Origin of the sequence: Bacillus sp. 2CMS4F (assembly GCF_023161785.1) — a bacterium.
GTDB classification, from domain to species: Bacteria; Bacillota; Bacilli; order Bacillales; family Bacillaceae; genus Bacillus; species Bacillus halotolerans.
In genome coordinates, this window is record NZ_JALNTO010000006.1 from 30,790 (window position 1) to 52,409 (window position 21,620).

General features: G+C 44.7%; 22 protein-coding genes. 17 read left to right on the plus strand and 5 right to left on the minus strand.

Going from position 1 to position 21,620, the window contains the following annotated elements; translation table 11 throughout:
- Positions 1-61: 61 nt before the first annotated feature.
- Entirely contained in the window at positions 62-307 is a 246-nt protein-coding gene (locus tag MTN95_RS10615; RefSeq protein ID WP_248338212.1) for a GlsB/YeaQ/YmgE family stress response membrane protein, read from the minus strand.
- 517 nt (positions 308-824) lie between these two features.
- Between MTN95_RS10615 and qoxA the strand changes: the two genes are divergently transcribed.
- Genes qoxA through qoxD form a run of 4 tightly spaced genes read left to right on the plus strand, consistent with a single transcriptional unit; the run spans position 825 to position 4,771 of the window.
- Positions 825-1,790 (plus strand): cytochrome aa3 quinol oxidase subunit II, encoded by a 966-nt coding sequence (gene qoxA / locus MTN95_RS10620; RefSeq protein ID WP_081638380.1) that lies wholly within the window; start codon positions 825-827, stop codon positions 1,788-1,790.
- 27 nt (positions 1,791-1,817) lie between these two features.
- Entirely contained in the window at positions 1,818-3,767 is a 1,950-nt protein-coding gene (gene qoxB / locus MTN95_RS10625) for a cytochrome aa3 quinol oxidase subunit I (protein ID WP_010332354.1), read from the plus strand.
- Positions 3,768-3,780: 13 nt separating this feature from the next.
- The gene (gene qoxC, locus MTN95_RS10630) at positions 3,781-4,395 is read left to right on the plus strand and encodes a cytochrome aa3 quinol oxidase subunit III (RefSeq protein WP_003236031.1); all 615 of its coding nucleotides are present in this window, start codon (positions 3,781-3,783) and stop codon (positions 4,393-4,395) included.
- Between the two features lies 1 nt (position 4,396).
- Positions 4,397-4,771: a cytochrome aa3 quinol oxidase subunit IV gene (gene qoxD, locus MTN95_RS10635; protein WP_024123290.1), complete on the plus strand. Its 375-nt coding sequence runs from the start codon at positions 4,397-4,399 to the stop codon at positions 4,769-4,771.
- Between the two features lie 39 nt (positions 4,772-4,810).
- On the opposite strand, the gene ywcE is transcribed toward qoxD, so the two are convergent.
- Complete coding sequence (gene ywcE / locus MTN95_RS10640) at positions 4,811-5,077, minus strand: spore morphogenesis/germination protein YwcE (protein WP_081638379.1); 267 nt, start codon at positions 5,075-5,077, stop codon at positions 4,811-4,813.
- Between the two features lie 530 nt (positions 5,078-5,607).
- Between ywcE and MTN95_RS10645 the strand changes: the two genes are divergently transcribed.
- The 3 genes from MTN95_RS10645 (at position 5,608) to MTN95_RS10655 (ending at position 8,827) form a co-directional block, all read left to right on the plus strand.
- On the plus strand, positions 5,608-6,792 hold the full coding sequence (locus tag MTN95_RS10645) for an FtsW/RodA/SpoVE family cell cycle protein (protein ID WP_059292274.1): 1,185 nt from the start codon (positions 5,608-5,610) through the stop codon (positions 6,790-6,792).
- Positions 6,793-6,894: 102 nt separating this feature from the next.
- Complete coding sequence (gene nfsA / locus MTN95_RS10650; protein ID WP_202853337.1) at positions 6,895-7,644, plus strand: oxygen-insensitive NADPH nitroreductase; 750 nt, start codon at positions 6,895-6,897, stop codon at positions 7,642-7,644.
- Positions 7,645-7,822: 178 nt separating this feature from the next.
- Positions 7,823-8,827, plus strand: a complete 1,005-nt coding sequence (locus MTN95_RS10655; protein ID WP_248338103.1) for an LLM class flavin-dependent oxidoreductase — start codon at positions 7,823-7,825, stop codon at positions 8,825-8,827.
- Positions 8,828-8,884: 57 nt separating this feature from the next.
- Here the strand turns inward: MTN95_RS10655 and MTN95_RS10660 are convergent, their stop codons facing one another.
- A complete protein-coding gene (locus tag MTN95_RS10660) occupies positions 8,885-11,305 on the minus strand; it encodes a S8 family peptidase (protein WP_248338105.1) in 2,421 nt (806 codons plus the stop codon).
- Positions 11,306-11,834: 529 nt separating this feature from the next.
- Here MTN95_RS10660 and MTN95_RS10665 point away from each other — a divergent pair.
- Both MTN95_RS10665 and sacT read left to right on the plus strand, forming a co-directional pair.
- Complete coding sequence (locus tag MTN95_RS10665) at positions 11,835-12,137, plus strand: hypothetical protein (protein ID WP_059292278.1); 303 nt, start codon at positions 11,835-11,837, stop codon at positions 12,135-12,137.
- Positions 12,138-12,178: 41 nt separating this feature from the next.
- Complete coding sequence (sacT, locus tag MTN95_RS10670; protein WP_248338107.1) at positions 12,179-13,018, plus strand: PRD domain-containing protein; 840 nt, start codon at positions 12,179-12,181, stop codon at positions 13,016-13,018.
- 29 nt (positions 13,019-13,047) lie between these two features.
- Here sacT and MTN95_RS10675 read toward each other — a convergent pair whose 3' ends face one another.
- A complete protein-coding gene (locus MTN95_RS10675; protein WP_105954447.1) occupies positions 13,048-13,815 on the minus strand; it encodes a formate/nitrite transporter family protein in 768 nt (255 codons plus the stop codon).
- A 299-nt stretch (positions 13,816-14,114) separates the two neighbouring features.
- On the opposite strand from MTN95_RS10675, the gene scrA reads away from it, so the two are divergent.
- The 3 genes from scrA (at position 14,115) to MTN95_RS10690 (ending at position 17,278) form a co-directional block, all read left to right on the plus strand.
- The gene (scrA, locus tag MTN95_RS10680) at positions 14,115-15,500 is read left to right on the plus strand and encodes a PTS system sucrose transporter subunit IIBC (RefSeq protein ID WP_227598552.1); all 1,386 of its coding nucleotides are present in this window, start codon (positions 14,115-14,117) and stop codon (positions 15,498-15,500) included.
- Positions 15,497-16,936 carry a sucrose-6-phosphate hydrolase gene (gene sacA / locus MTN95_RS10685; protein ID WP_248338109.1) on the plus strand — a complete coding sequence of 480 codons (1,440 nt, stop codon included), beginning with the start codon at positions 15,497-15,499 and terminating at the stop codon, positions 16,934-16,936. The genes scrA and sacA overlap by 4 nt, the downstream gene beginning before the upstream one ends.
- 93 nt (positions 16,937-17,029) lie before the next feature.
- The gene (locus tag MTN95_RS10690; RefSeq protein WP_024123279.1) at positions 17,030-17,278 is read left to right on the plus strand and encodes a hypothetical protein; all 249 of its coding nucleotides are present in this window, start codon (positions 17,030-17,032) and stop codon (positions 17,276-17,278) included.
- Positions 17,279-17,506: 228 nt separating this feature from the next.
- Here the strand turns inward: MTN95_RS10690 and MTN95_RS10695 are convergent, their stop codons facing one another.
- Positions 17,507-18,322, minus strand: a complete 816-nt coding sequence (locus MTN95_RS10695; protein WP_024123277.1) for a bifunctional hydroxymethylpyrimidine kinase/phosphomethylpyrimidine kinase — start codon at positions 18,320-18,322, stop codon at positions 17,507-17,509.
- 144 nt (positions 18,323-18,466) lie between these two features.
- Here MTN95_RS10695 and MTN95_RS10700 point away from each other — a divergent pair, with 144 nt between their 5' ends.
- From MTN95_RS10700 to MTN95_RS10720, 5 genes are all read left to right on the plus strand, one after another.
- Entirely contained in the window at positions 18,467-18,805 is a 339-nt protein-coding gene (locus MTN95_RS10700) for a PadR family transcriptional regulator (protein ID WP_095712745.1), read from the plus strand.
- Positions 18,798-19,433, plus strand: coding sequence for a permease prefix domain 1-containing protein (locus MTN95_RS10705; RefSeq protein WP_248338111.1), 636 nt, complete (start codon positions 18,798-18,800; stop codon positions 19,431-19,433). The genes MTN95_RS10700 and MTN95_RS10705 overlap by 8 nt, the downstream gene beginning before the upstream one ends.
- Before the next feature lie 47 nt (positions 19,434-19,480).
- Entirely contained in the window at positions 19,481-20,008 is a 528-nt protein-coding gene (locus MTN95_RS10710) for a hypothetical protein (RefSeq protein WP_248338113.1), read from the plus strand.
- Positions 20,009-20,103: 95 nt separating this feature from the next.
- Positions 20,104-20,910 carry a glycosyltransferase family 2 protein gene (locus tag MTN95_RS10715; protein ID WP_127696363.1) on the plus strand — a complete coding sequence of 269 codons (807 nt, stop codon included), beginning with the start codon at positions 20,104-20,106 and terminating at the stop codon, positions 20,908-20,910.
- A gap of 13 nt (positions 20,911-20,923) precedes the next feature.
- Positions 20,924-21,601, plus strand: coding sequence for a uracil-DNA glycosylase (locus MTN95_RS10720; protein WP_024123272.1), 678 nt, complete (start codon positions 20,924-20,926; stop codon positions 21,599-21,601).
- The last annotated feature ends 19 nt before the right edge of the window (positions 21,602-21,620 follow it).

Sequence of the window (21,620 nt, forward strand, 5' to 3'; positions counted from 1 at the left end):
GGAGAGGCTTTTTACTATTGAAAAAAGAGCCCAAAACGTGACGCTTTGGGCTCTGTCGCTCTTATGCTCTTTTTCTTGCTAAGAGGCTTACTAGAAATACAACAATGGCTGAACCGATAATCGCCGGGATAATGGCAAATCCGGCAAGGTGCGGTCCCCATGTTCCAAGCAGCCCGTGGCCGATCCAGGCACCGATAAGACCTGCGATCATCGACCCGATAATTCCTCCGGGCATATCTCCTTTTACAAACAGGCTGCCAACCCATCCGATAATAATAGCGACGATAAGTGAAATTATGAAACTCATCATGCAACACATCCTATTTTAAATTTATTTGCTTATATCATTCCTCCTTTTTGTATAAGATAAACAATTGAATGTGCTAATAAAAAAGCGGGATCAGTTCAGAGCATATCGCCGCTCTATTCAGCCTTTTCTTTCAATATTGGTTGCGTTAAAATGGTAATCGTGTGAAAAGATGCTAGGCAAGGAAAAATTAATTCTCTTGTAGAAAGTTTAACAAAATGAAATTTTTGATTGACCTTGGTTTTTTATTGTGGTAAACCTTTATTTGTCAGTAGAATTAGTTCTTCATCATCTTTCTTTACTTATATGCGGAAATAACTAGAAACTTTTCATCTTAAGCGATAGATATGAATAAAGTTGGAGCAATTTTTGTCGATTTTATGACATTTAAGCGAAAATGGGCTGAAGTTTATAAAAAAATAAAGCTAATAAGTGAAGTTTTTGATAGCATAACAAAGTAGAGAAAAGATTTTGAGGAAGTATGCACTTCAGATTTATTACATCAATAGGAAGGATGGTGATCTTCTTGTTCAGAGCAATAAAACCGTTACTTGTATTAGCGCTGTTAACTGTGGTTTTCGTCCTTGGGGGATGCAGCAATGCCTCAGTACTAGATCCGAAAGGGCCTGTGGCTGATCAGCAAAGTGATTTAATCCTGTTATCTATCGGATTTATGCTGTTTATCGTCGGGGTCGTCTTTGTTCTATTTACCATTATTTTAGTAAAATACCGCGACCGTAAAGGCAAAGATAATGGATCTTATAACCCAGAAATTCACGGTAACACGTTCTTAGAAGTAGTCTGGACAGTGATCCCAATTTTAATCGTCATCGCACTTTCTGTGCCAACCGTACAGACGATATATTCGTTAGAAAAAGCTCCTGAAGCAACAAAGGATAAAGAGCCTCTTGTTGTTTACGCTACTTCGGTAGACTGGAAATGGGTATTCAGCTACCCTGAACAGGATATTGAAACGGTCAACTACTTAAACATTCCTGTCGACCGCCCGATCTTGTTTAAAATCTCATCTGCAGATTCAATGGCATCGCTATGGATTCCTCAGCTTGGAGGACAAAAATACGCGATGGCAGGAATGCTGATGGATCAATACTTACAGGCTGATGAAGTGGGAACTTATGAAGGCCGCAACGCGAACTTCACAGGTGAACATTTTGCCGACCAAGAGTTTGATGTGAATGCTGTAACAGAAAAAGACTTTAACAGCTGGGTGAAAAAGACTCAAAATGAGGCTCCTAAGCTGACAAAAGAGAAGTATGATCAATTGATGCTTCCTGAAAATGTGGACGAATTAACGTTCTCTTCTACTCACTTAAAATACGTTGATCACGGACAAGACGCAGAATACGCGATGGAGGCCCGCAAACGCCTTGGCTATCAAGCCGTTTCACCGCACTCTAAAACAGATCCGTTTGAAAACGTAAAGGAAAATGAATTTAAGAAGTCTGATGATACAGAAGAATGATATTGATCAGGAAAGGAGGAAGCCCGCATGAAATTTAAATGGGATGAATTTTTTGTAACAGGTGACCCATTAATTCTGGGCGCACAAGTTTCCATTGCACTATCTACCATCGCCATCATTGTTGTACTTACCTACTTCAAGAAATGGAAATGGCTCTGGTCTGAATGGATAACAACTGTTGACCACAAAAAACTCGGAATCATGTATATTATCTCTGCTGTAATTATGTTATTCCGCGGCGGTGTCGACGGTTTGATGATGCGTGCCCAGCTAGCGCTTCCGAATAACAGTTTTTTAGACTCAAACCACTATAATGAAATTTTTACGACTCACGGTACGATCATGATTATCTTCATGGCGATGCCGTTTTTAATCGGTCTTATTAACGTTGTTGTACCTCTTCAAATCGGTGCTCGCGACGTTGCATTTCCTTACTTGAACAACCTGAGCTTCTGGACGTTCTTCGTAGGGGCTATGCTTTTCAATATTTCTTTCGTTATCGGAGGTTCTCCGAACGCAGGCTGGACAAGTTATATGCCGCTTGCAAGTAACGACATGAGCCCTGGGCCGGGTGAGAACTACTACCTCCTCGGACTTCAGATTGCCGGTATCGGTACCCTGATGACAGGGATCAACTTTATGGTCACAATCTTAAAAATGAGAACAAAAGGCATGACACTGATGCGTATGCCAATGTTCACATGGACAACACTGATCACAATGGTTATTATCGTGTTTGCTTTCCCTGTGCTTACAGTAGCTTTAGCACTATTATCATTTGATCGTTTGTTCGGCGCTCACTTTTTCACACTGGAAGCAGGCGGTATGCCGATGCTTTGGGCCAACCTGTTCTGGATTTGGGGACATCCTGAAGTATATATCGTTATACTTCCGGCGTTCGGTATTTTCTCAGAAATTATCTCAAGCTTTGCAAGAAAACAACTGTTTGGTTACAAAGCGATGGTCGGTTCTATTATCGCCATCTCCGTATTGAGTTTCTTAGTTTGGACTCACCACTTCTTCACAATGGGGAACAGTGCGTCCGTTAACTCATTCTTCTCAATTACGACAATGGCAATCTCGATTCCGACCGGGGTTAAAATCTTTAACTGGCTCTTTACAATGTATAAAGGCCGAATCAGCTTTACAACGCCTATGCTGTGGGCGCTTGCGTTCATTCCTAATTTCGTTATCGGCGGGGTTACAGGGGTTATGCTTGCGATGGCAGCAGCGGATTATCAATACCATAATACGTACTTCCTGGTATCTCACTTCCACTACGTGCTGATCGCGGGTACTGTATTTGCTTGTTTCGCTGGATTTATTTTCTGGTATCCAAAAATGTTCGGCCACAAACTGAACGAAAAAATCGGAAAATGGTTCTTCTGGATCTTTATGATCGGGTTCAATATTTGTTTCTTCCCGCAATATTTCTTGGGGCTTCAAGGCATGCCTCGCCGTATTTACACATACGGACCGAATGACGGCTGGACAACATTGAACTTTATCTCAACAGTCGGAGCTTTCATGATGGGTGTAGGATTCTTAATCCTTTGCTATAACATCTACTACAGCTTCCGTTACTCTACTCGTGAAATCAGCGGAGATTCATGGGGTGTGGGACGTACGCTTGATTGGGCGACTTCATCTGCGATTCCGCCGCACTACAACTTTGCGGTGCTTCCTGAAGTCAAATCTCAAGATGCATTCCTGCATATGAAAGAAGAAAAAACTGAATTATACCCTGAAAGCAAATTCAAGAAAATCCATATGCCAAGCAACTCAGGCAGACCGTTCTTTATGTCTGTTGCCTTCGGTATCGCCGGCTTTGGACTTGTCTTTGAATGGTACTGGATGGGCGTAGTCGGATTGATCGGAGTCCTGCTCTGCATGGTTCTGCGTTCATTCGAATACGACAATGGCTACTACGTTAGTGTTGATGAAATAAAAGAGACGGAAAGAAAGATTTCCGAATAAGGAGGCGTGAGTTATGGAACATGCAGAACACGGCAATTCTAACGCGCCTATGGAATATCAATCTGAAACCGGCAGACTTAATATTCTCGGGTTTTGGATCTTTTTAGGGGCAGAAATTGTGTTGTTCTCAACACTATTTGCAACCTTCTTCGTTCTTCAAAACAGAACAGCAGGAGGTGTCTTACCGGACGAACTGTTTGAAGTGAATCTGGTAATGATTATGACGTTCTTGCTGCTTATCAGCAGCTTTACCTGCGGGATCGCTGTTCATGAAATGCGCCGCGGAAGTTTAAAAGGCGTAGTCATTTGGACAATTATTACTCTTCTTCTCGGCGCCGGCTTCGTCGGTTGTGAGATCAACGAGTTTGTCCACTATGTACATGAAGGAGCATCTCTCGGTACAAGTGCGTTCTGGTCTGGATTCTTTGTTTTACTTGGAACTCACGGAACTCACGTAACAATCGGTATTTTCTGGATTACAGGAATTCTGATTCAGTTGAAGAAACGCGGCTTAACTCCGCAAACTTCATCTAAAATCTTTATCTCAAGCTTGTACTGGCACTTCTTAGATGTTGTATGGATTTTCATCTTTACAGGTGTCTATCTCATGGGATTGGGGGGTCTGTAAAATGGCAAACAAATCTGCTGAACACAGTCACTTTCCATGGAAGCACATTGTAGGTTTTGCACTGTCTATTGTTTTGACCCTGCTGGCTCTATGGGTTGCAGTGTATACTGAATTGAGTCCATCAGCAAAACTTTGGATCATTTTCGGCTTCGCCTTCATTCAGGCGGCGCTCCAGCTTCTCATGTTCATGCACATGACAGAGAGCGAAAACGGCGGTATCCAAGTCGGAAACACGCTGTTCGGATTCTTCGGCGCGATCGTTATCGTGCTTGGATCTATCTGGATTTTCGCGGCTCACTATCATCACGGTGACCACATGGACGGAAATCCTCCTGGAGGCGCTGAACACTCAGAGCACTCAGGCCACAACGAATAAGCAAAAACCCTCTTCGTCAGAAGAGGGTTTTTTGCTGTTTCAGCTGCTGCTTCGCTTTCTGCGAAGGTAAGGAAGGCCATAAATGATAAAGGCCGCGATATGAGCGACAATGACGTTGACGGCAAACAGGATAATCATGAGAGTGTGTCCGAGTGGAGAAAGGCTTTCTGTTGCGTAAAAGAAGAAGAATACCCACATTAAAATAATTGGCGGAATAGCAGAGAGTGCGACTTTTTTGTTATCGAGCCAAATAAAGAGGGGAGTAGCGCTGGCAACCAATAAATAAGCAAAAAACATGTCCATCATACCCGTCTCCTTTCATTTTGTGACAGCGTTTACAAAAATGAAGTAGAGGAAATGAATTGTGTCTGTTTTATGGTTGTTTTGTGAACATTTTGTTACAATTATTATACCATGTTTTCCAGAAATTGATACAGGTATTTGCAGAAATGGTCTGGCACTATTGCCTTATTTTTTATCGCCAATCCGCTAGGAGAATGTATGGAAACCAGAATGGAACAGTTTGTTTACTTAGGCATTGGTTTTCTGGCAACTTGATGTAAGATAGGAACATTCAATAAATCTTTGGGTAAATCAACATATTTAATAAGAGGCTGCATTCATAACCCTTGAGAAATAGGGTTTTTTTCATTTGAAAAGTTTTGTGTCAATCGAAACATTTCGGTTTATGATACGTCATATTTCGTGTAGCTGAAAAAGCGCCGCAAATGCGCGCAAAAAACAAAAAAGGAAACGAGCTTCACGTGTCATCTTGAACGTGGTTCATGTATAATAAACATTAGTGATTTTCCGATGAAAATGTAAGGCGGGATAGAATGAGTCGATATAAGAAACAGCAAAGCCCCTTCTACCAGGGGGATTTGATTTTTATATTAGGTGTGTTTTTTATCATAAGCGTAGTATCAATTTATGCTGCCGGTCAGTTTGGGCAGTATGGAGACGGTGCTTGGAAGAAACAAATCGTCTATTATGTATTGGGCATTGTTGCAATAACGGCACTACTTTATTTCGATTTAGAGCAGCTGGAAAAACTTAGTTTATATGTGTTTATATTTGGAATCTTATTGCTGTTGATATTAAGAATCAGCCCTGAGTCTATCGCCCCTGTGAAAAATGGTGCAAAGAGCTGGTTCCAATTTGGACCTGTTACGTTGCAGCCTTCTGAATTTATGAAGATAGGGCTCATGATGATGGTGGCCTCGGTTATATCTAAGGCGAATCCTAAAAAAGTTCGTTCACTTAGAGATGATGTCTATCTTTTGTTGAAGATAGCAGGCGTTGCAGTAGTGCCAATCGGACTTATCCTTCTGCAGGATGCTGGTACAGCTGGGATCTGTATGTTCATTGTGATTGTCATGGTCTTTATGTCAGGAGTAAACTGGAAGCTGATCGCGATCATTGGCGGTTCAGGTATCTTACTTATTTCTCTTGCGTTGTTAGTCATGATTAATTTTCCTGATGTCGCTAAGTCAGTGGGTATTCAAGAGTATCAAATTAACAGGGTTACATCTTGGGTTTCTGATTCAAATGGAACAACTCAGGAAGATGCAAATAGCGGCTGGCAGGTTGATCAGGCCGTCATGGCTATCGGCTCAGGCGGTATTATCGGAAATGGTGTTCATAACTTGAAGGTTTATGTACCAGAGGGACAAACTGACTTTATTTTTGCTATTTTAGGAGAAAGCTTCGGATTTTTAGGCTGTGCCATTGTTGTTATCATGTTCTTCTTCTTAATCTATAGACTTGTCGTTTTGATTGACAAGATCCATCCATTCAACCGTTTTGCTTCTTTCTTTTGCGTAGGTTATACGGCGTTAATTGTTATCCACACATTCCAGAATATCGGGATGAATATCGGTATTATGCCTGTTACCGGGATTCCGCTGCTGTTTGTCAGCTATGGGGGGAGCTCGACGCTTGCCACGTTAATCGGTTTCGGCATTGTGTATAATGCGAGTGTTCAGTTGACGAGATACAGAAGTTATTTGTTTAATTCATAAAATGCAGACAGCCTTTAAAGGGCTGTCTTTTTTGTTTCAGAGCATTTCACTTTTGGCTTCACTTTTTTTGGGATATGATAAACAGATAAGGAGGTCCTTGTGATGAACAACACAATTGAAACCATTTTAAACCATCGGTCGATCCGATCTTTTACTGATCAGCTTCTGACAGCTGAGGAAATTGATACATTAGTGAAAAGCGCGCAGGCTGCGCCTACGTCCAGCTATGTACAGGCTTATTCGATTATCGGTGTTTCCGATCCGGAGAAAAAACGTGAGCTGTCTGTGCTTGCGGGGAATCAGCCTTATGTAGAAAATAACGGGCACTTTTTTGTGTTTTGTGCGGACTTGTACCGTCATCAAAAACTGGCTGAAGAAAAAGGCGAACCTATTTCTGAGCTGCTGGAAAATACGGAAATGTTTATGGTCAGTTTAATTGATGCTGCGCTTGCGGCTCAAAATATGAGCATCGCCGCGGAATCAATGGGGCTTGGCATATGTTATATCGGAGGCATTCGGAATGAACTGGACAAGGTGACAGAGGTGCTGCAAACGCCTGACCATGTGCTCCCGCTTTTTGGCCTGGCTGTAGGACATCCTGCCAACTTATCTGGCAAAAAACCGAGATTGCCGAAGCAGGCTGTATATCATGAAAATACGTATAACGTGAATGACGATGATTTTCGTGAACATATGAGTGCATATGACAAAACCATTTCTGATTATTATAGAGAAAGAACAAACGGTCAGCGGGTAGAAACGTGGTCTGATCAAATTCTGAACTTTATGAAGCAGAAACCGCGTACGTACTTAAATGAATATGTGAAGAAAAAAGGCTTTAATAAGAACTAAATGTGAAACCTCTCCGCCAGCGGAGAGGTTTTTATGTTTCACGTGTAACATATCTCGACAAATAGAGACAAGCTGACACAAATAAATAACGATTGATCGGGGGACACTGATGAACAGTGTGAGCGGCTTAGAAGAAAAAATAATGGATCAGTGATACGATGAGGACGAGGTGGTAGGGATGTTATCATTAAGTATATTAGATCAATCTCCGGTGTCCGAGGGAAGCTCTGCAGAAACGGCATTACGGGAAACTGTTGAGCTTGCTCAGGCGGCTGAGGATCTTGGGTATAAGAGATTTTGGGTTTCAGAGCATCACTTTTCAAAGCGTCTGGCAGGGTCCAGTCCAGAGGTGCTGATCAGCTACATTGCGGCGAAAACGAACCGGATCAGGGTGGGATCAGGAGGTGTCATGCTGCCGCACTACAGTGCCTATAAAGTAGCGGAGAATTTCCGTGTGCTGGAGGGGCTGACACCGGGAAGAATTGATCTCGGCCTAGGCAGAGCGCCGGGAGGAATGCCGATTGCATCTTGGGCGCTGAATGACGGCGGGAAACGCAATGCCGATCAGTACCCGCAGCAAATCAAGGAGCTGACCATGTATTTGCATGATTTGGCGGATGACAGTCACCGGTTTCCTAATTTAACGGCTGCACCGCATATTTCAACTGCGCCTGATGTGTGGCTGCTCGGTTCATCTGGAGAAAGCGCGCTGCTCGCCGCTGAATCGGGTGCCGGCTATATGTTTGCCCATTTTATCAATGGCGAGGGCGGGGAGGATACGGTCAGACAATATATGAGACGATTTAAGCCGTCTGTGTTAGGAGAAACACCTCGGGCGGCAGTTGCTGTTTTTGTTCTATGTGCGGATACAGAAGAGAAAGCGGAGAAGCTAGGGGCAGTGCTTGATTTTACTCTCTTGGCGGGTGAGCAGGGCATACCTTTAGAAGGCGTTCCTGATTATGAAGCTGTCCGGCAAAATACGTACTCTCCTTATGAACAAAGACGAATTGCTGATAACAGAAACCGAATGATTGTCGGTACGAAAAAACAGGTCAAGGAACAGCTGATGTCCTTGAGTAAGGCTTATGGTACAGAGGAAATCATGGCGGTGACCATTACGAACCGATTTGAGGATAAACTTCATTCTTATCGCCTTTTACAGGAGGCGTTTGCTGAGGCATGAGGCCGCTAAAGCCTGCATGAAAAAAGCCCCGCCGATGTTTCTCGGCAGGGCTGCTTTTTATTCAACAGTAAACGGCTCTTCAGTCAGAACTTGGCTTGATTTGCCTTTGTTCGCTGCATAGGCGAGCATATAATATTCACCGGCTGGAAGCTTTGTGCCCCAATTGATCGTGCCGTCCCAGTCGAAGTACTGATAGCCTTTATCTTGATGTTTATAAATACCTGCTTGGCCTGCAAAGTCAAGGTTGCTGTCATAGACGAGGAATGCCAGCTCTTCCGCTCCCGCAGGAAGGTAGGTTTCAATTTCATAGGTGCCTTGTTCAGAGCCCTCATTAACTGAGACAGACGTTACCCTCGGATAATCCGGCTCTTTTACGATCAGCAATGTAGGAACCTTGGCGACGGTTTTTCCGCCTTCTCTAACGATGACTGTTCCTTCATAGGTGCCTGCTTTTGTTTTCTTTGTGTCGACCTTTACTTTTGCAGTGGCTTTTCCGGTTTTATGAGCCGGAATCACAACACGGCTTGTGCCGGATGTGGAAATGCCGCTTCCGTTAAATGAGTATTCTAGCGTGTATGATTTTCTAATGGAAGATTGGTTTTCAATTGTAAAGGTTTCTTTTTTCGTTTCGGTTCCTTTTTCCTTCAAAAATGTGCCGTACGAGTAGCTTCCCGGTGAGACGAACGAGTCGGCTTTGATCGCGTTCATAATTCTTGCGCTGCCTGCGCCTTGAGCGTTATGCGGATATACTTCTCCGTCGCCATCCTTTAATGTGACGGCGGTATTCATGATGGCAGCCTTGATCTGTTCAACGCTCCATTTCGGTTTAGCTTGTTTGATAACGGCAACCGCTCCGGCAATATGAGGTGATGCCATGCTTGTTCCTTGTTTTGACCCGTAGCCATATGGATTGTCAGGATCATGTGTCGGAATGGTGCTGACGATATTGACACCTGGCGCGGAAATATCCGGCTTAATCATCCACGTATCCATCACAGGGCCGCGGGATGAGAAATCGGCAACCTGTTCACCGAGCGCTTTTGAGACCGTCAAGTTGAATGTTGCTTTTGTCTCGCCTGCTTTCATGGCGCTGATGAGTTTTTCGCCGTCTTCTAATGAAAGCTTAATCGTTGGCACAGACATGCCTGGCACATTGGCTTCAACTTCTCCGGACAGGTTGTTATACACAACCATGCCGATGGCGCCTGCTTTTTTTGCGTTATCTGCTTTATCCACAAAAGCAATGCTGCCCCGTTTGACGAGTGCCACTTTGCCTTTCAGATCTTTTCCTTCAACGTCCTTTTCTTCGCCGAGGCCAGCGTCGACAAGCTCAACCTCTTTATTGTGAAGCGCCTTGACGTCCTCTTCTTTGTCATAGCCCATGACTTTTGCTGAAGAGTAAGAGCCGAATGAGACGGCGTATTCATTGAGCGGAAGCTGCGTTGCGCCGACAGAAATCGCTTCTCTGGATGTGCCTGGCGATCCGACTGTCCAGCCGTTTGGTCCGCTGTTGCCATTTGATGTAACGGCGACAACGCCTTCTGACATGGCCCAGTCAAGCGCTGTGCTCGTCGCCCAATCCGGGTTGTTTAACGAGTTTCCGAGAGACAGGTTCATCACATCTGCTCCGTCCTGAACTGCACGTTCTACACCGGCGATGACGTTTTCTGTTGTGCCGCTTCCTCCCGGTCCGAGAACGCGGTAAGCGAGAAGTGTAGCATCAGGCGCTACGCCTTTAATCGTACCGTTTGCAGCGACAGTTCCGGCCACGTGTGTTCCATGGTCAGTGGCTCCGCCTCTTGGATCGCCTGTCGGTGTTTCTTTCGGATCGTAATCATTGTCTACAAAATCGTATCCTTTATATTGTCCGAAGTTTTTCTTCAGATCAGGGTGATTGTACTCAACCCCTGTATCAATAACAGCCACTTTGACGCCTTTCCCTGTGTAGCCTAAATCCCATGCATCATTTGCTCCGATATATGGCGCGCTGTCATCCATTTGCGGAGAGACAGCGTCCTCGGAGATGGTGATGTCTTTCTCCTTGATATTGTCTGTTTTGTAAGTGACGTTCGGGTACACAGCTTTAACGTCATCTACTGCTAGAAGTTTTGGAATTTCATTAGCTGGAAGCTTCATAGAAAATCCGGAGAATACCTGCTCATATTCTCGTTTTACTTTTCCGTTTTTCACCGCTTTCACGGCTTTATTTTTTGCTTTTGAGCGGGCGTTTTTGAGCTTGCTTTTCGTTTGGTTTACTCCCGCTTCTTTCGCCTCTGCTAAGGATTTTTCTTTTAATTCCACAATCACCGTTGTTTGTTTGCTTGTTGTCATGTCAATATCACCGAATACCTCGGCCTTTTCCAGATCCGCCGATCCTTTTGAAGAAACCGGTGCTGCCTGTACACCTGTAATGCCTGTGGATAACGTAAAGAATAAAACCAAACCTAGAAGCAGAAAACGAATAATCCCGTTTTTCAATGTGTTTCCCCCTTTGTGTTTAGAAAAAATGGTGATGATCTAGTATATATTTCTTGAAAATTCAAAAAAATCCTTGTGTCATTTGGACCATTTATTGGATTTTGGTTGTGTATAAGGAAGGAGTTATACACAGAACCCTGTGTATAAGTGAATAAAGCTGTGTATATATATAGTTGGGAATATATGTTCTTATACAAAATATAGATGGGGTTTGTGGACATGTGGATATCTCTTGTGATTAAGTTGTTCTTATCTTTGGGATAACTTGTGTATAAACTTTTTAAAGCGGTTCTCCAATTTTCATTTCATTTCTTTCAGCTTTCAACAAAACTTCTTAAAACTAGTTTGTTTTTTCACTCATATTGTGACAAAGAATTCTCTTTCCACGGTCTATCATAGAGTCATGAGTTTTGCTAGAGCTGCTAGTTTGCGAGAAAAGAAATCGGCCGTCTTTTCCTGTGAGCTGCGGCTGAAAAAACGGGCTGCTAAAAAGGCTGCCTGCCAAAAAGAAGCGGAGGGATGTTTTTTTATGAAACGTTTGCTTGTATCTTTACGGGTGTGGATGGTCTTTTTGATGAACTGGGTGGCGCCGGACCGAAAACATGCGGCTGCCGCTATTTATTCGGCTCAGCGTACATATCAAAGAAAAGCGGCGGTGCAAGCCGCAGGACTGGTTTCGTTTTATGAATGGCGGATGGCTGTGAATGACGAAGAAAAACAGAAAGCGAAAGCCGCCGCTCTCTATAAAAGAAGATGTCTGCAAGCCTTCAAGGAATCGCCAAAGCAGGAGAGGGCCGGCCCGCAGCTTTACATGGCGGTCAAAAGGAGGTAAAATCCCAGTCATAAAAGCTAATTGGCGGGAGAGAGAGCCTCTTGAAAATCTATAAGGTATTAAACAACAATGCGGCTTTAATCAAAGAGGATGATCAGGAAAAAATCGTTATGGGTCCGGGCATCGCTTTTCAAAAAAAGAAAAATGATCTCATCCCTATGAATAAAGCAGAAAAGATTTTTGTCGTGCACGACGAGAATGAAAAATTCAAGCAAATCCTGCAAACACTGCCTGAGGAGCATATTGACATAGCTGAGGATATCATCAGCTATGCGGAAGGGGAGCTCGCGGCGCCGCTGAGCGACCATATTCATATTGCGCTTTCTGACCATTTGTCCTTTGCGATCGAAAGGATTCAAAATGGGCTGCTTGTGCAAAATAAATTATTGCATGAGATAAAGGCGCTCTATAAAAAAGAATACGAGATCGGCCTGTGGGCGATCGGACATGTAAAAGAGACATTGGGCGTGTCTCTGCCTGAAGATGAAGCGGGTTATATTGCCCTTCACATCCATACGGCAAAGATGGATGCAGAGAGTATGTATTCAGCGCTGAAGCATACGACGATGATCAAAGAAATGATAGAGAAAATAGAAAACTACTTTAATCGAAAGGTGGATGAAAACAGCATTTCCTATCAACGCCTTGTCACGCATTTGCGATACGCGGTCAGCCGGTTGGAATCAAATGAAGCGTTTCATGTCATGGACGAAGAGATGCTTTATTTCATCCAAAAAAAGTATTCATTTGCCTATCAATGTGCGCTGGAGCTGGCGGAGTTTCTGAAAAATGAATATCAATTACATTTGCCGGAGTCCGAGGCCGGCTATATCACGCTGCATGTCCAGCGTCTTCAAGATCTCTCGGAAAAACCGCTTTGACTTGCAGGGAGTGATCTCTGGAAGTTTTTTTATTGATCGGCATTCAGCGTGTGATACATCCAGCCCATCATCACAATTCCTGCGGCCAGATTGCCGAGTGTAACAGGAATTAAGTTTCTCACTGCTCCCGCCAGTGTGACTGTATCAGGGTGATCGATCAAAAGTGAGATCGCAAAAGTGCACATATTGGCAATGCTGTGTTCAAAACCGGAAATAAAAAAGCAGAAAACGAAAAGCATCATGGCAAACAGCTTTGCCCCTTCTCCTTTGAGAGACATCGGAATGAAAAAAGCGAGACATACAAGCCAATTGCACAGCATTCCTCGGAAAAACAGCTCTGAGGCAGGCGGCTCTATCTTGTGCTCTGCCAGATGAATCAAAAAGGAATGGGATGCCCCCTCAAAAAGCCCGGTTGCGCTGATAAGAATCGCAAACAAAACGGCTCCGATCAAATTGCCGGTATAACTGAAAACCCACAGGTACAGGGTGTCGCGCCAGCGGATTTTTTTCCGGAGCGCGGTATAAGTGAAATAAAAGGTGTTGCCGGTGAATAAATCCCCGCCTCCGTAGGCAATTAACACAATAGCAGCTCCAAATGTCACAGCGGCAGCCGGAAAGGCAAACGGTGAGTCAGCAATAGAGAAATAGCTGCCTGTTTTGCTTGCGGCTGTAATGCCAAAACCGATAAACATGCTGGCCAAAATGGATCTGAGCAAATAACGGATTTTGCTTGAAACGAATATGTTTTGTTTTCTTAAAGCATATTGTTCAACCTTTTGCAATGCTTGAGTCTCCATTGTCTTTTCCTGCTTTCTTTGATAGATGAGCATAGTATAGCATGATATTGTGAAGTGTTTCACAATTAATATTTACGACTTTTTGTCTAAATGTTTTACATCACTTTTTATCTAAAAAAACAGTTGACGAAAACGCTGTCATCAATTATGATGAAAGCGTATTCTTCATTCGAATAAGAGGGATTGTGACTGGTAAAGCAGGCAAGACCTAAAATTTGCGTAAATGAAAAAGGATCGCTGTGTCCTTTATTCGTTGGCGAATTTTAGGTCTTTTTTGTTTATAAAAGGGGGAGAAATAGATGAATGAAAAAGAGACTGCAAAACGCCTCATTGAGCTTCTCGGAGGAAAAGAAAACATCATCAGCGCGGCTCATTGTGCGACAAGGCTGCGTTTAGTGATCAGGGATGAATCAAAGATTGACCAATCGCAAGTGGAAGAGCTTGAAGGCGTCAAAGGCGCTTTCAGCAGTTCAGGTCAATACCAGATTATTTTTGGAACAGGCCTTGTCAATAAAGTGTATGACGCTTTTTCTAAGGAAGCCGATGTAGAGCGTGAAGAACATGTGAATCACCAGGATGCTGCTAAAGAGAAACTGAACCCTGCGGCGAGATTTGCGAAAACGCTTTCGAATATTTTTGTGCCGATCATTCCAGCCATCGTAGCCAGCGGCCTGTTAATGGGGTTATTGGGAATGGTCAATGCCTTTCATTGGATGAGTAAGGACTCTGCGTTGCTGCAGCTCCTCGATATGTTTTCAAGCGCGGCATTTATCTTTCTGCCGATTTTGATCGGGGTCAGCGCTTCAAAAGAGTTTGGAAGCAATCCGTATTTAGGAGCGGTCATCGGGGGAATCATGATACACCCGACGCTTTTGAATCCATGGGGTTTGGCGGAAGCGTCACCTGATTATATGCATCTTTTCGGGTTTGATATCGCGCTCCTCGGTTATCAGGGAACCGTCATCCCTGTCCTGCTGGCAGTTTACGTCATGAGCAAGGTAGAGAAATGGACAAGAAAAGCGGTTCCGCATGCGGTCGATTTGCTTGTTACGCCTTTTGTTACTGTCATTGTCACTGGTTTTGTCGCTTTTATCGCGATTGGTCCTCTGGGCAGAGCGCTTGGCTCCGGCATTACGGTTGCTTTAACTTATGTATATGACCATGCAGGTTTTGTTGCGGGTCTGATTTTCGGGGGCACGTATTCACTTATCGTGCTGACAGGCGTACATCACAGCTTCCATGCGATTGAGGCAGGGCTTATTGCAGATATAGGCAAGAACTACTTGCTGCCGATCTGGTCAATGGCGAATGTCGCACAGGGCGGCGCCGGGCTTGCCGTCTTCTTTATGGCGAAAAAGGCAAAGACAAAAGAAATCGCGCTTCCGGCTGCATTTTCCGCTTTTCTTGGCATTACTGAGCCCATCATCTTCGGAGTCAATCTTCGCTACCGAAAACCGTTTATCGCCGCGATGATCGGGGGCGCGTTGGGCGGCGCGTATGTCGTATTTACACATGTGGCTGCAAACGCTTACGGGTTAACAGGCATTCCGATGATCGCCATTGCAGCACCGTTTGGCTTTGGAAATCTAGTAAACTATATGATTGGAATGGTTATTGCAGCAGTATCAGCATTTATTGCGGCGTTTGTCATGAAAATTAACGAAGATGAGGAGAGAAAAAAATGACAGCACATGATCAGGAGCTGCGTCGCCGGGCTTATGAAGAAGTTGAGAAAAAAGAACATATCGCTGACAGCGATCCGCACCGCCAGCACTTTCACATCATGCCTCCGGTTGGTTTGCTGAATGATCCAAATGGCGTTGTGTATTGGAAAGGAGTCTATCATTTGTTTTTTCAGTGGCAGCCGTTTCAGACGGGGCACGGCGCAAAGTTTTGGGGGCATTATACGACACGCGACTTTGTGAATTGGAAGCGGGAAGAGATTGCGCTGGCTCCGAGTGATTGGTTTGATAAAAACGGCTGCTACTCGGGCAGCGCTGTTGTCAAAGATGACCGGCTCTATCTGTTTTACACAGGAAATGTCAGGGATCAGGATGGGAATCGGGAAACGTATCAGTGCCTTGCTGTATCGGATGATGGCCTGACCTTTGAGAAAAAAGGTGTTGTCGCCCGCCTTCCGGAAGGCTATACAGCTCATTTTCGCGATCCGAAGGTGTGGGAGCATGAAGGAAAATGGTATATGGTGATCGGTGCACAAACGGAGAACATGAAAGGCCAAGCTGTTTTGTTTACTTCCGATAACCTGACAGAATGGGTGTTTCTCGGCCCGATAACAGGTGCCGGGCTCAACGGACTGAACGGTTTCGGGTATATGTGGGAGTGCCCTGACCTGTTTTCTCTTCAAGGCTCCGAAGTGCTGATTGTCTCGCCCCAAGGACTTGAAGCTGACGGCTATCATTATCAAAATGTGTATCAATCTGGATATTTTGTAGGCCGGCTCGATTATGAAAAAACGGGGCTGATGCATGCTGCGTTTACGGAGCTTGATCAAGGCTTTGATTTTTACGCGCCGCAAACACTTGAAGACGATCAGGGACGCCGGATACTGTTTGCGTGGATGGCTGTACCTGATCAGGATGAGAAGGATCATCCGACGAAAGATTATCACTGGATTCACTGTATGACGCTGCCGAGACAGCTGGCGCTATCAGGGGAGAAGCTGATTCAGCAGCCGCTTCCCGAGCTGAAAGCGATGCGGAAAAATGGGCAGGAAGTTCAAATCAATATGTATGGATCGTCTGGTACACTGCCAGTTGAAAATCCTGAAAGAGCTGAGATTTTGATTGAAGACATTAATACGGAGTCTGGTTTTGAAATCGATATCCGCGCCACTGCCACATTCTCTTTCCAGAAGGAAGAAGGGCTTATCACGCTAACGCGCACAAGCTTTGACGGTACAAAAACAGAAGCGAGACATTGCCGAATCAGCAATCTGCACACAGTGCACATGTTTATCGATGCGTCATCTGTGGAAGTCTTTATCAATCATGGGGAAGAGGTATTCAGTGCGAGATATTTTCCTTTCCCGGGAAATGATGAAGTGACAGCGAGATCAAATGGAAAATCTGAAATGAAAGTCGGAATTTGGACACTTATGTAGAAAATCCTCCTATTTTCTTATGTGAAATCTGTGCCATCTGTGCTATTCTTCAACGATAACCTACTATTTTTTTCTGTAAAAGGAGTTGTTTTCTTGAATATACATGAACAGAAGATAACACCGGAATGTTTAGAAAAGGCTGCGGATCATGTTGAGGATAAGCGGGAAGAATATAAGGATGTGCTTCTTCAGCTGAAAAAAATGCTTAGGGGAACATCGCCGCATAGTGAAGCGGCAGAAACCCTTTCACGGGCATATGAACAAATGAAGGAATATGCACTTTTTGTTCAGTCGATAGAAACATTTTTGAGGTCATCTGCGAACAATTTAAAAACCAAATAAACAGGCTGCCGATGTGATCGGCAGTTTTTTCTGTTGCTAAAGAGCACTACTTTCTTGCACCGAATAAAAGGATGGAAGCGGCAGATGAAACGCACGAAGACTCTTGTGATATAGACATTTTTGAGGCGGACGGTTACGAAGATGTGAAATGGAATGCGACAGAGCGTCCCAATATATAAGATTGAACATAAAAACAGGCTGCCTCTTTAATAAGGCAGCCTGTTACGCTTATGATTGCTTATTCAGGCGCAATGCTGAATGCTTCGTAGGTCCGACATACTGATTCAGCGGGAAGGACTCTTTAATCGCAGCAGTAATAAATTCTTTCGCCGCGTAAATCGCTTCTTTGACTTCCGCACCTTTTGCGAGTTCTGCTGTCACCGCTGCGGAGAACGTACAGCCGGCGCCATGTGTATAAGGCGTATCAATCATTTCGCTTTCAAGGACTTCCGCTGTTTCTCCGTCATACAGAACGTCTACAGCTTTTTCGTGCTTCAGCTTGCCTCCGCCTGTAATCACAACATATTGAGCACCGAGGGCGTGGATTTTTTTCGCCGCTTCTTTCATGTCTTCAATCGTTTTTAATTCGCCCATGCCGCTGAGCTGGCTGGCTTCGAACAGATTTGGCGTAATCACGGTAGCGAGCGGTGCCAATTGTTCACGCAGGGCTTGCGCGTGCTCTGGATAAAGGACCTCATTTGCCCCTTTGCAAACCATAACCGGATCAATCACGACGTTTTGCAGTTGTTTTTCCTTGATTGTTTTCGCCGCAAGCTCAATAATTTCAACGGTTGGCAGCATTCCTGTTTTCATGGCGTCCACACCGATGCCGTCTACAATCGTTGCGAGCTGGGCGCGAATCGTGTCAGGATCGATCGGAAAGACTTGATGGTCCCAGCTGTTGTTTGGGTCCATCGCGACGATCACCGTTAAGGCCGTCATCCCGTATACGTTTTTTTCTTGAAATGTTTTTAAATCAGCTTGAATTCCCGCGCCGCCGCTGGAATCGGAGCCGGCAATCGTGAGTGCTTTATGCATAGACATGTGTTGAACCTCCATCAATGTTTTATATCTCATTATAGTTAGATTTTCTGCTTATCACAATATGAAAGGTTTATAGGAATCAATTGACAATATCAGGGTGATTTCGTAAAATGCTACATAAGAAAACTAGGTAGGGGTTTTGTCATGTTAAATCGTGAGCTGATTAAAGGCAGCACCGTGATATTGGTTTTAACGCTCCTGAGTGAGAGGCCGATGTATGGCTATGAGCTTGTAAAAGAGATGGGAAGCCGCAGCGATCATGAACTGCAGATGAAAGAGGGAACATTGTATCCTTCCCTTCATAAACTTGAACGGCAAGGATATATTTCTTCCTATTGGGAGAAGCAGGAGAAAGGCCCGGATCGTAAGTATTATCGGATTACAGAAGACGGCAGAGAGATCCTGGCAGAGCGCACAAAGGAATGGAGCATGTTTTCAGCCATGATGGACCGAATGCTGAAGCGGGGCGGACAGAATGGATAAAGAGACTTATTTATATAAAGTGAAAAACGGGCTTAAAGGGGTTTCTGATTGTGAAGCGATGATCGAAGAGATCGAAAACCATATTGAACACCACTTGTTTCACTCCATTCAAGAGGGGAAGAATGAGGCGGAAGCCATGGAATGTTTGCTTCGGGAATTTGGCACACCGGATGAGATTGTGTCTTCCTTTCAGAAAGAACAGCCTGTATCCGCTCTTACGTTTTTATTATTCCATCTTTTCTGCAATAGTGCTTTATTTGCAGCAGGTATTACCATTACGGCATTGCATGCATGGTTAGAATCTCCCTTTGTTCATGCAGTGTGGAAAGGCATTTCTGTTTCTGTGTGGCTGATTTTAGCTGCTTATATTCTCTATTGGGTGCTGATTGGGTACCAAGGCGTCAGGGAGTTCGGGCAACGGGGTGAACGGCTTGTTTTGCATACGATTCTTATTTCCATGGTGCCGAACGTTATTTTTATGTTTGTTTTTCTGTTTGATCTCGTTCCTGCTGCGCTGTTTCAATCTTTGCTGACACCTTGGTTTATAGGGGCGTGTGCTTGTGCTACGCTGTTATTTCCGGCGTGCGGACGAATAGGCTGTTATTTTGGCAGGCGCCAGCTTGCCTGATTTTTTAGATATATACATAGAATTTCTATGTAATAAGGGGGATTGTCATGAGACTCGGCTCTTGTTTATATGGTTTTGTTATTCATGTGGCTGTATTTTTGTTTGTGGGTGCCTCCATGCTTTTGGTTATGGCTGTGTCCGTACCGCTTGTTTTTTTGCTCGATAGGCTGCCAGATGTTGTTTTTACTGCTGGTGCAATCATTTTTCTATTATTCTTTTATTCTATAGGCTGGTTTTGGGCGCTCAGGCTTGCTTGCTACCAACGCATGCGTCTGTTTGATGTTCAATTGGGGTCCTTTGTTCTGCTGGCCTTGCTGATTGGTTTGTTCTTATCAGATGGAACGAGTGTTTCTAAAATTGTGAGGGATTGGGACGATGCAGGCTGTGCTTTTGTTCCGCCGGCATTCACTTTTTTGTGCCTTTCTTACGCATTGGTGCTGCTGCCGGTCTATCAATCGAAGCTGTGGCATCTCGTCCTGCCGAATGGCGTCCGCCTGAAAGATGTCGTTCGTGTATGCGCAGATCTGATGCTGATTATGGTGCTTCTGGTAGGCGTCACTTTGCTGTTTCTGTAGTTTCCATTTCACAGTTCGGTAGGATCTTCCCACTGATCTCCCGTCCAATATATGTTTTAATAGTACATGACTATGAAAATGAGAAGGAGAGCATCATGAAGATTTCTATCGTAATTGTGACCTATAATCGGATTCCGGCTTTGTGCGAGCTGCTGGAGTCGATTTCGCAGCAGACTATGAAGCCGTATGAAGTCATTATTGTCAATGATGCCGGGGAATCGGTTGAGCGGGCCAAAGCACTGTATCCGGAGCTGCCGATTGTTGTGATTGATTTAGAGAAGAACTCAGGCCATGTGGCCGCGAGAAATGCGGGTGTCAAAGAGGTGTCAGGCGACTGTATCATGCTTTGTGATGATGATGATTTCTTCACGCCGGGCCATTTGGAAAGAATGGCGAAAGAAATGGAAACGGCAGATTTCGTTCATTCTGATGCCGAAATTGTGTCGTTTGAAGAGAGAGAAGGGACAAGATATCCGATTTCGCGGAAGTTATTTGCGTATACCGCTGATTATGAGGATATGAGAGTGTTCTCGACCTACGTGCCGTCGGGCAGCATGTACAGACGTTTCCTGCACGATGAGATCGGGTATTTCGATGCTGATGTGCATAATTATTGGGACTGGGATTTTTACTTGCGTGCAGCGAAGGATTACCGGGTCAAGCGTGTGCCTTGTGCCAGTGTGATATATGCATTCAGTGACGCGGGAGACAATCAGTCCGCAGACCTTGGCGCCAAGAGGAAGCAATATTTGGATCGTTTAAGCGAGAAGCACGGACTAGGGGAACTGCCGACGAAAAACTTTGCCGTCCTGCTTGAAGAGCCTGAGATGAAGAGGCGGGAAGCACAAAGTGAGATTGTTTGGGATGGCAAACCTGTCTATTCCAGACTTCATCGTTCGTAAGGAGGTTTGCATCTTGAAACAGCTTTTACAGGACAGCTGGTGGGAACAGCTGAAGGAAGAGTTTGAAAAACCGTATTATCAAGAGCTGAGAGAAATGCTGAAGCGGGAATACATGGAGGAGACGGTCTATCCGGACAGCCGCGATATCTTTAATGCGCTGCACTATACGCCGTACGATGATGTCAAGGTGGTCATTCTCGGCCAAGATCCGTATCACGGGCCTGGACAGGCGCAAGGCTTAAGCTTCTCCGTAAAGCCGGGCGTGAAGCAGCCGCCTTCATTGAAAAATATCTTTCTCGAGCTTCAGGATGATATCGGCTGCAGCATACCGAATCACGGGTCGCTCGTCAGCTGGGCGAAGCAGGGGGTTCTTTTGCTGAATACCGTGCTTACGGTGCGGCGCGGACAGGCGAATTCCCATAAGGGAAAAGGCTGGGAGCGGCTGACTGACCGGATGATTGACGTGCTGAATGAAAGAGAGCGGCCGATCATCTTTATATTGTGGGGCCGGCATGCCCAAATGAAGAAAGAACGGATCGATACGTCCAAGCATTTTATTATTGAATCGACGCATCCCAGCCCGTTCTCAGCAAGAAACGGATTTTTTGGCAGCAGGCCATTTTCACGGGCAAATGCCTTCTTGGAGAAAATGGGGGAGGCTCCGATTGATTGGTGTATAAAGGATTTATAAAAAGCGCAGATGGCCTGCG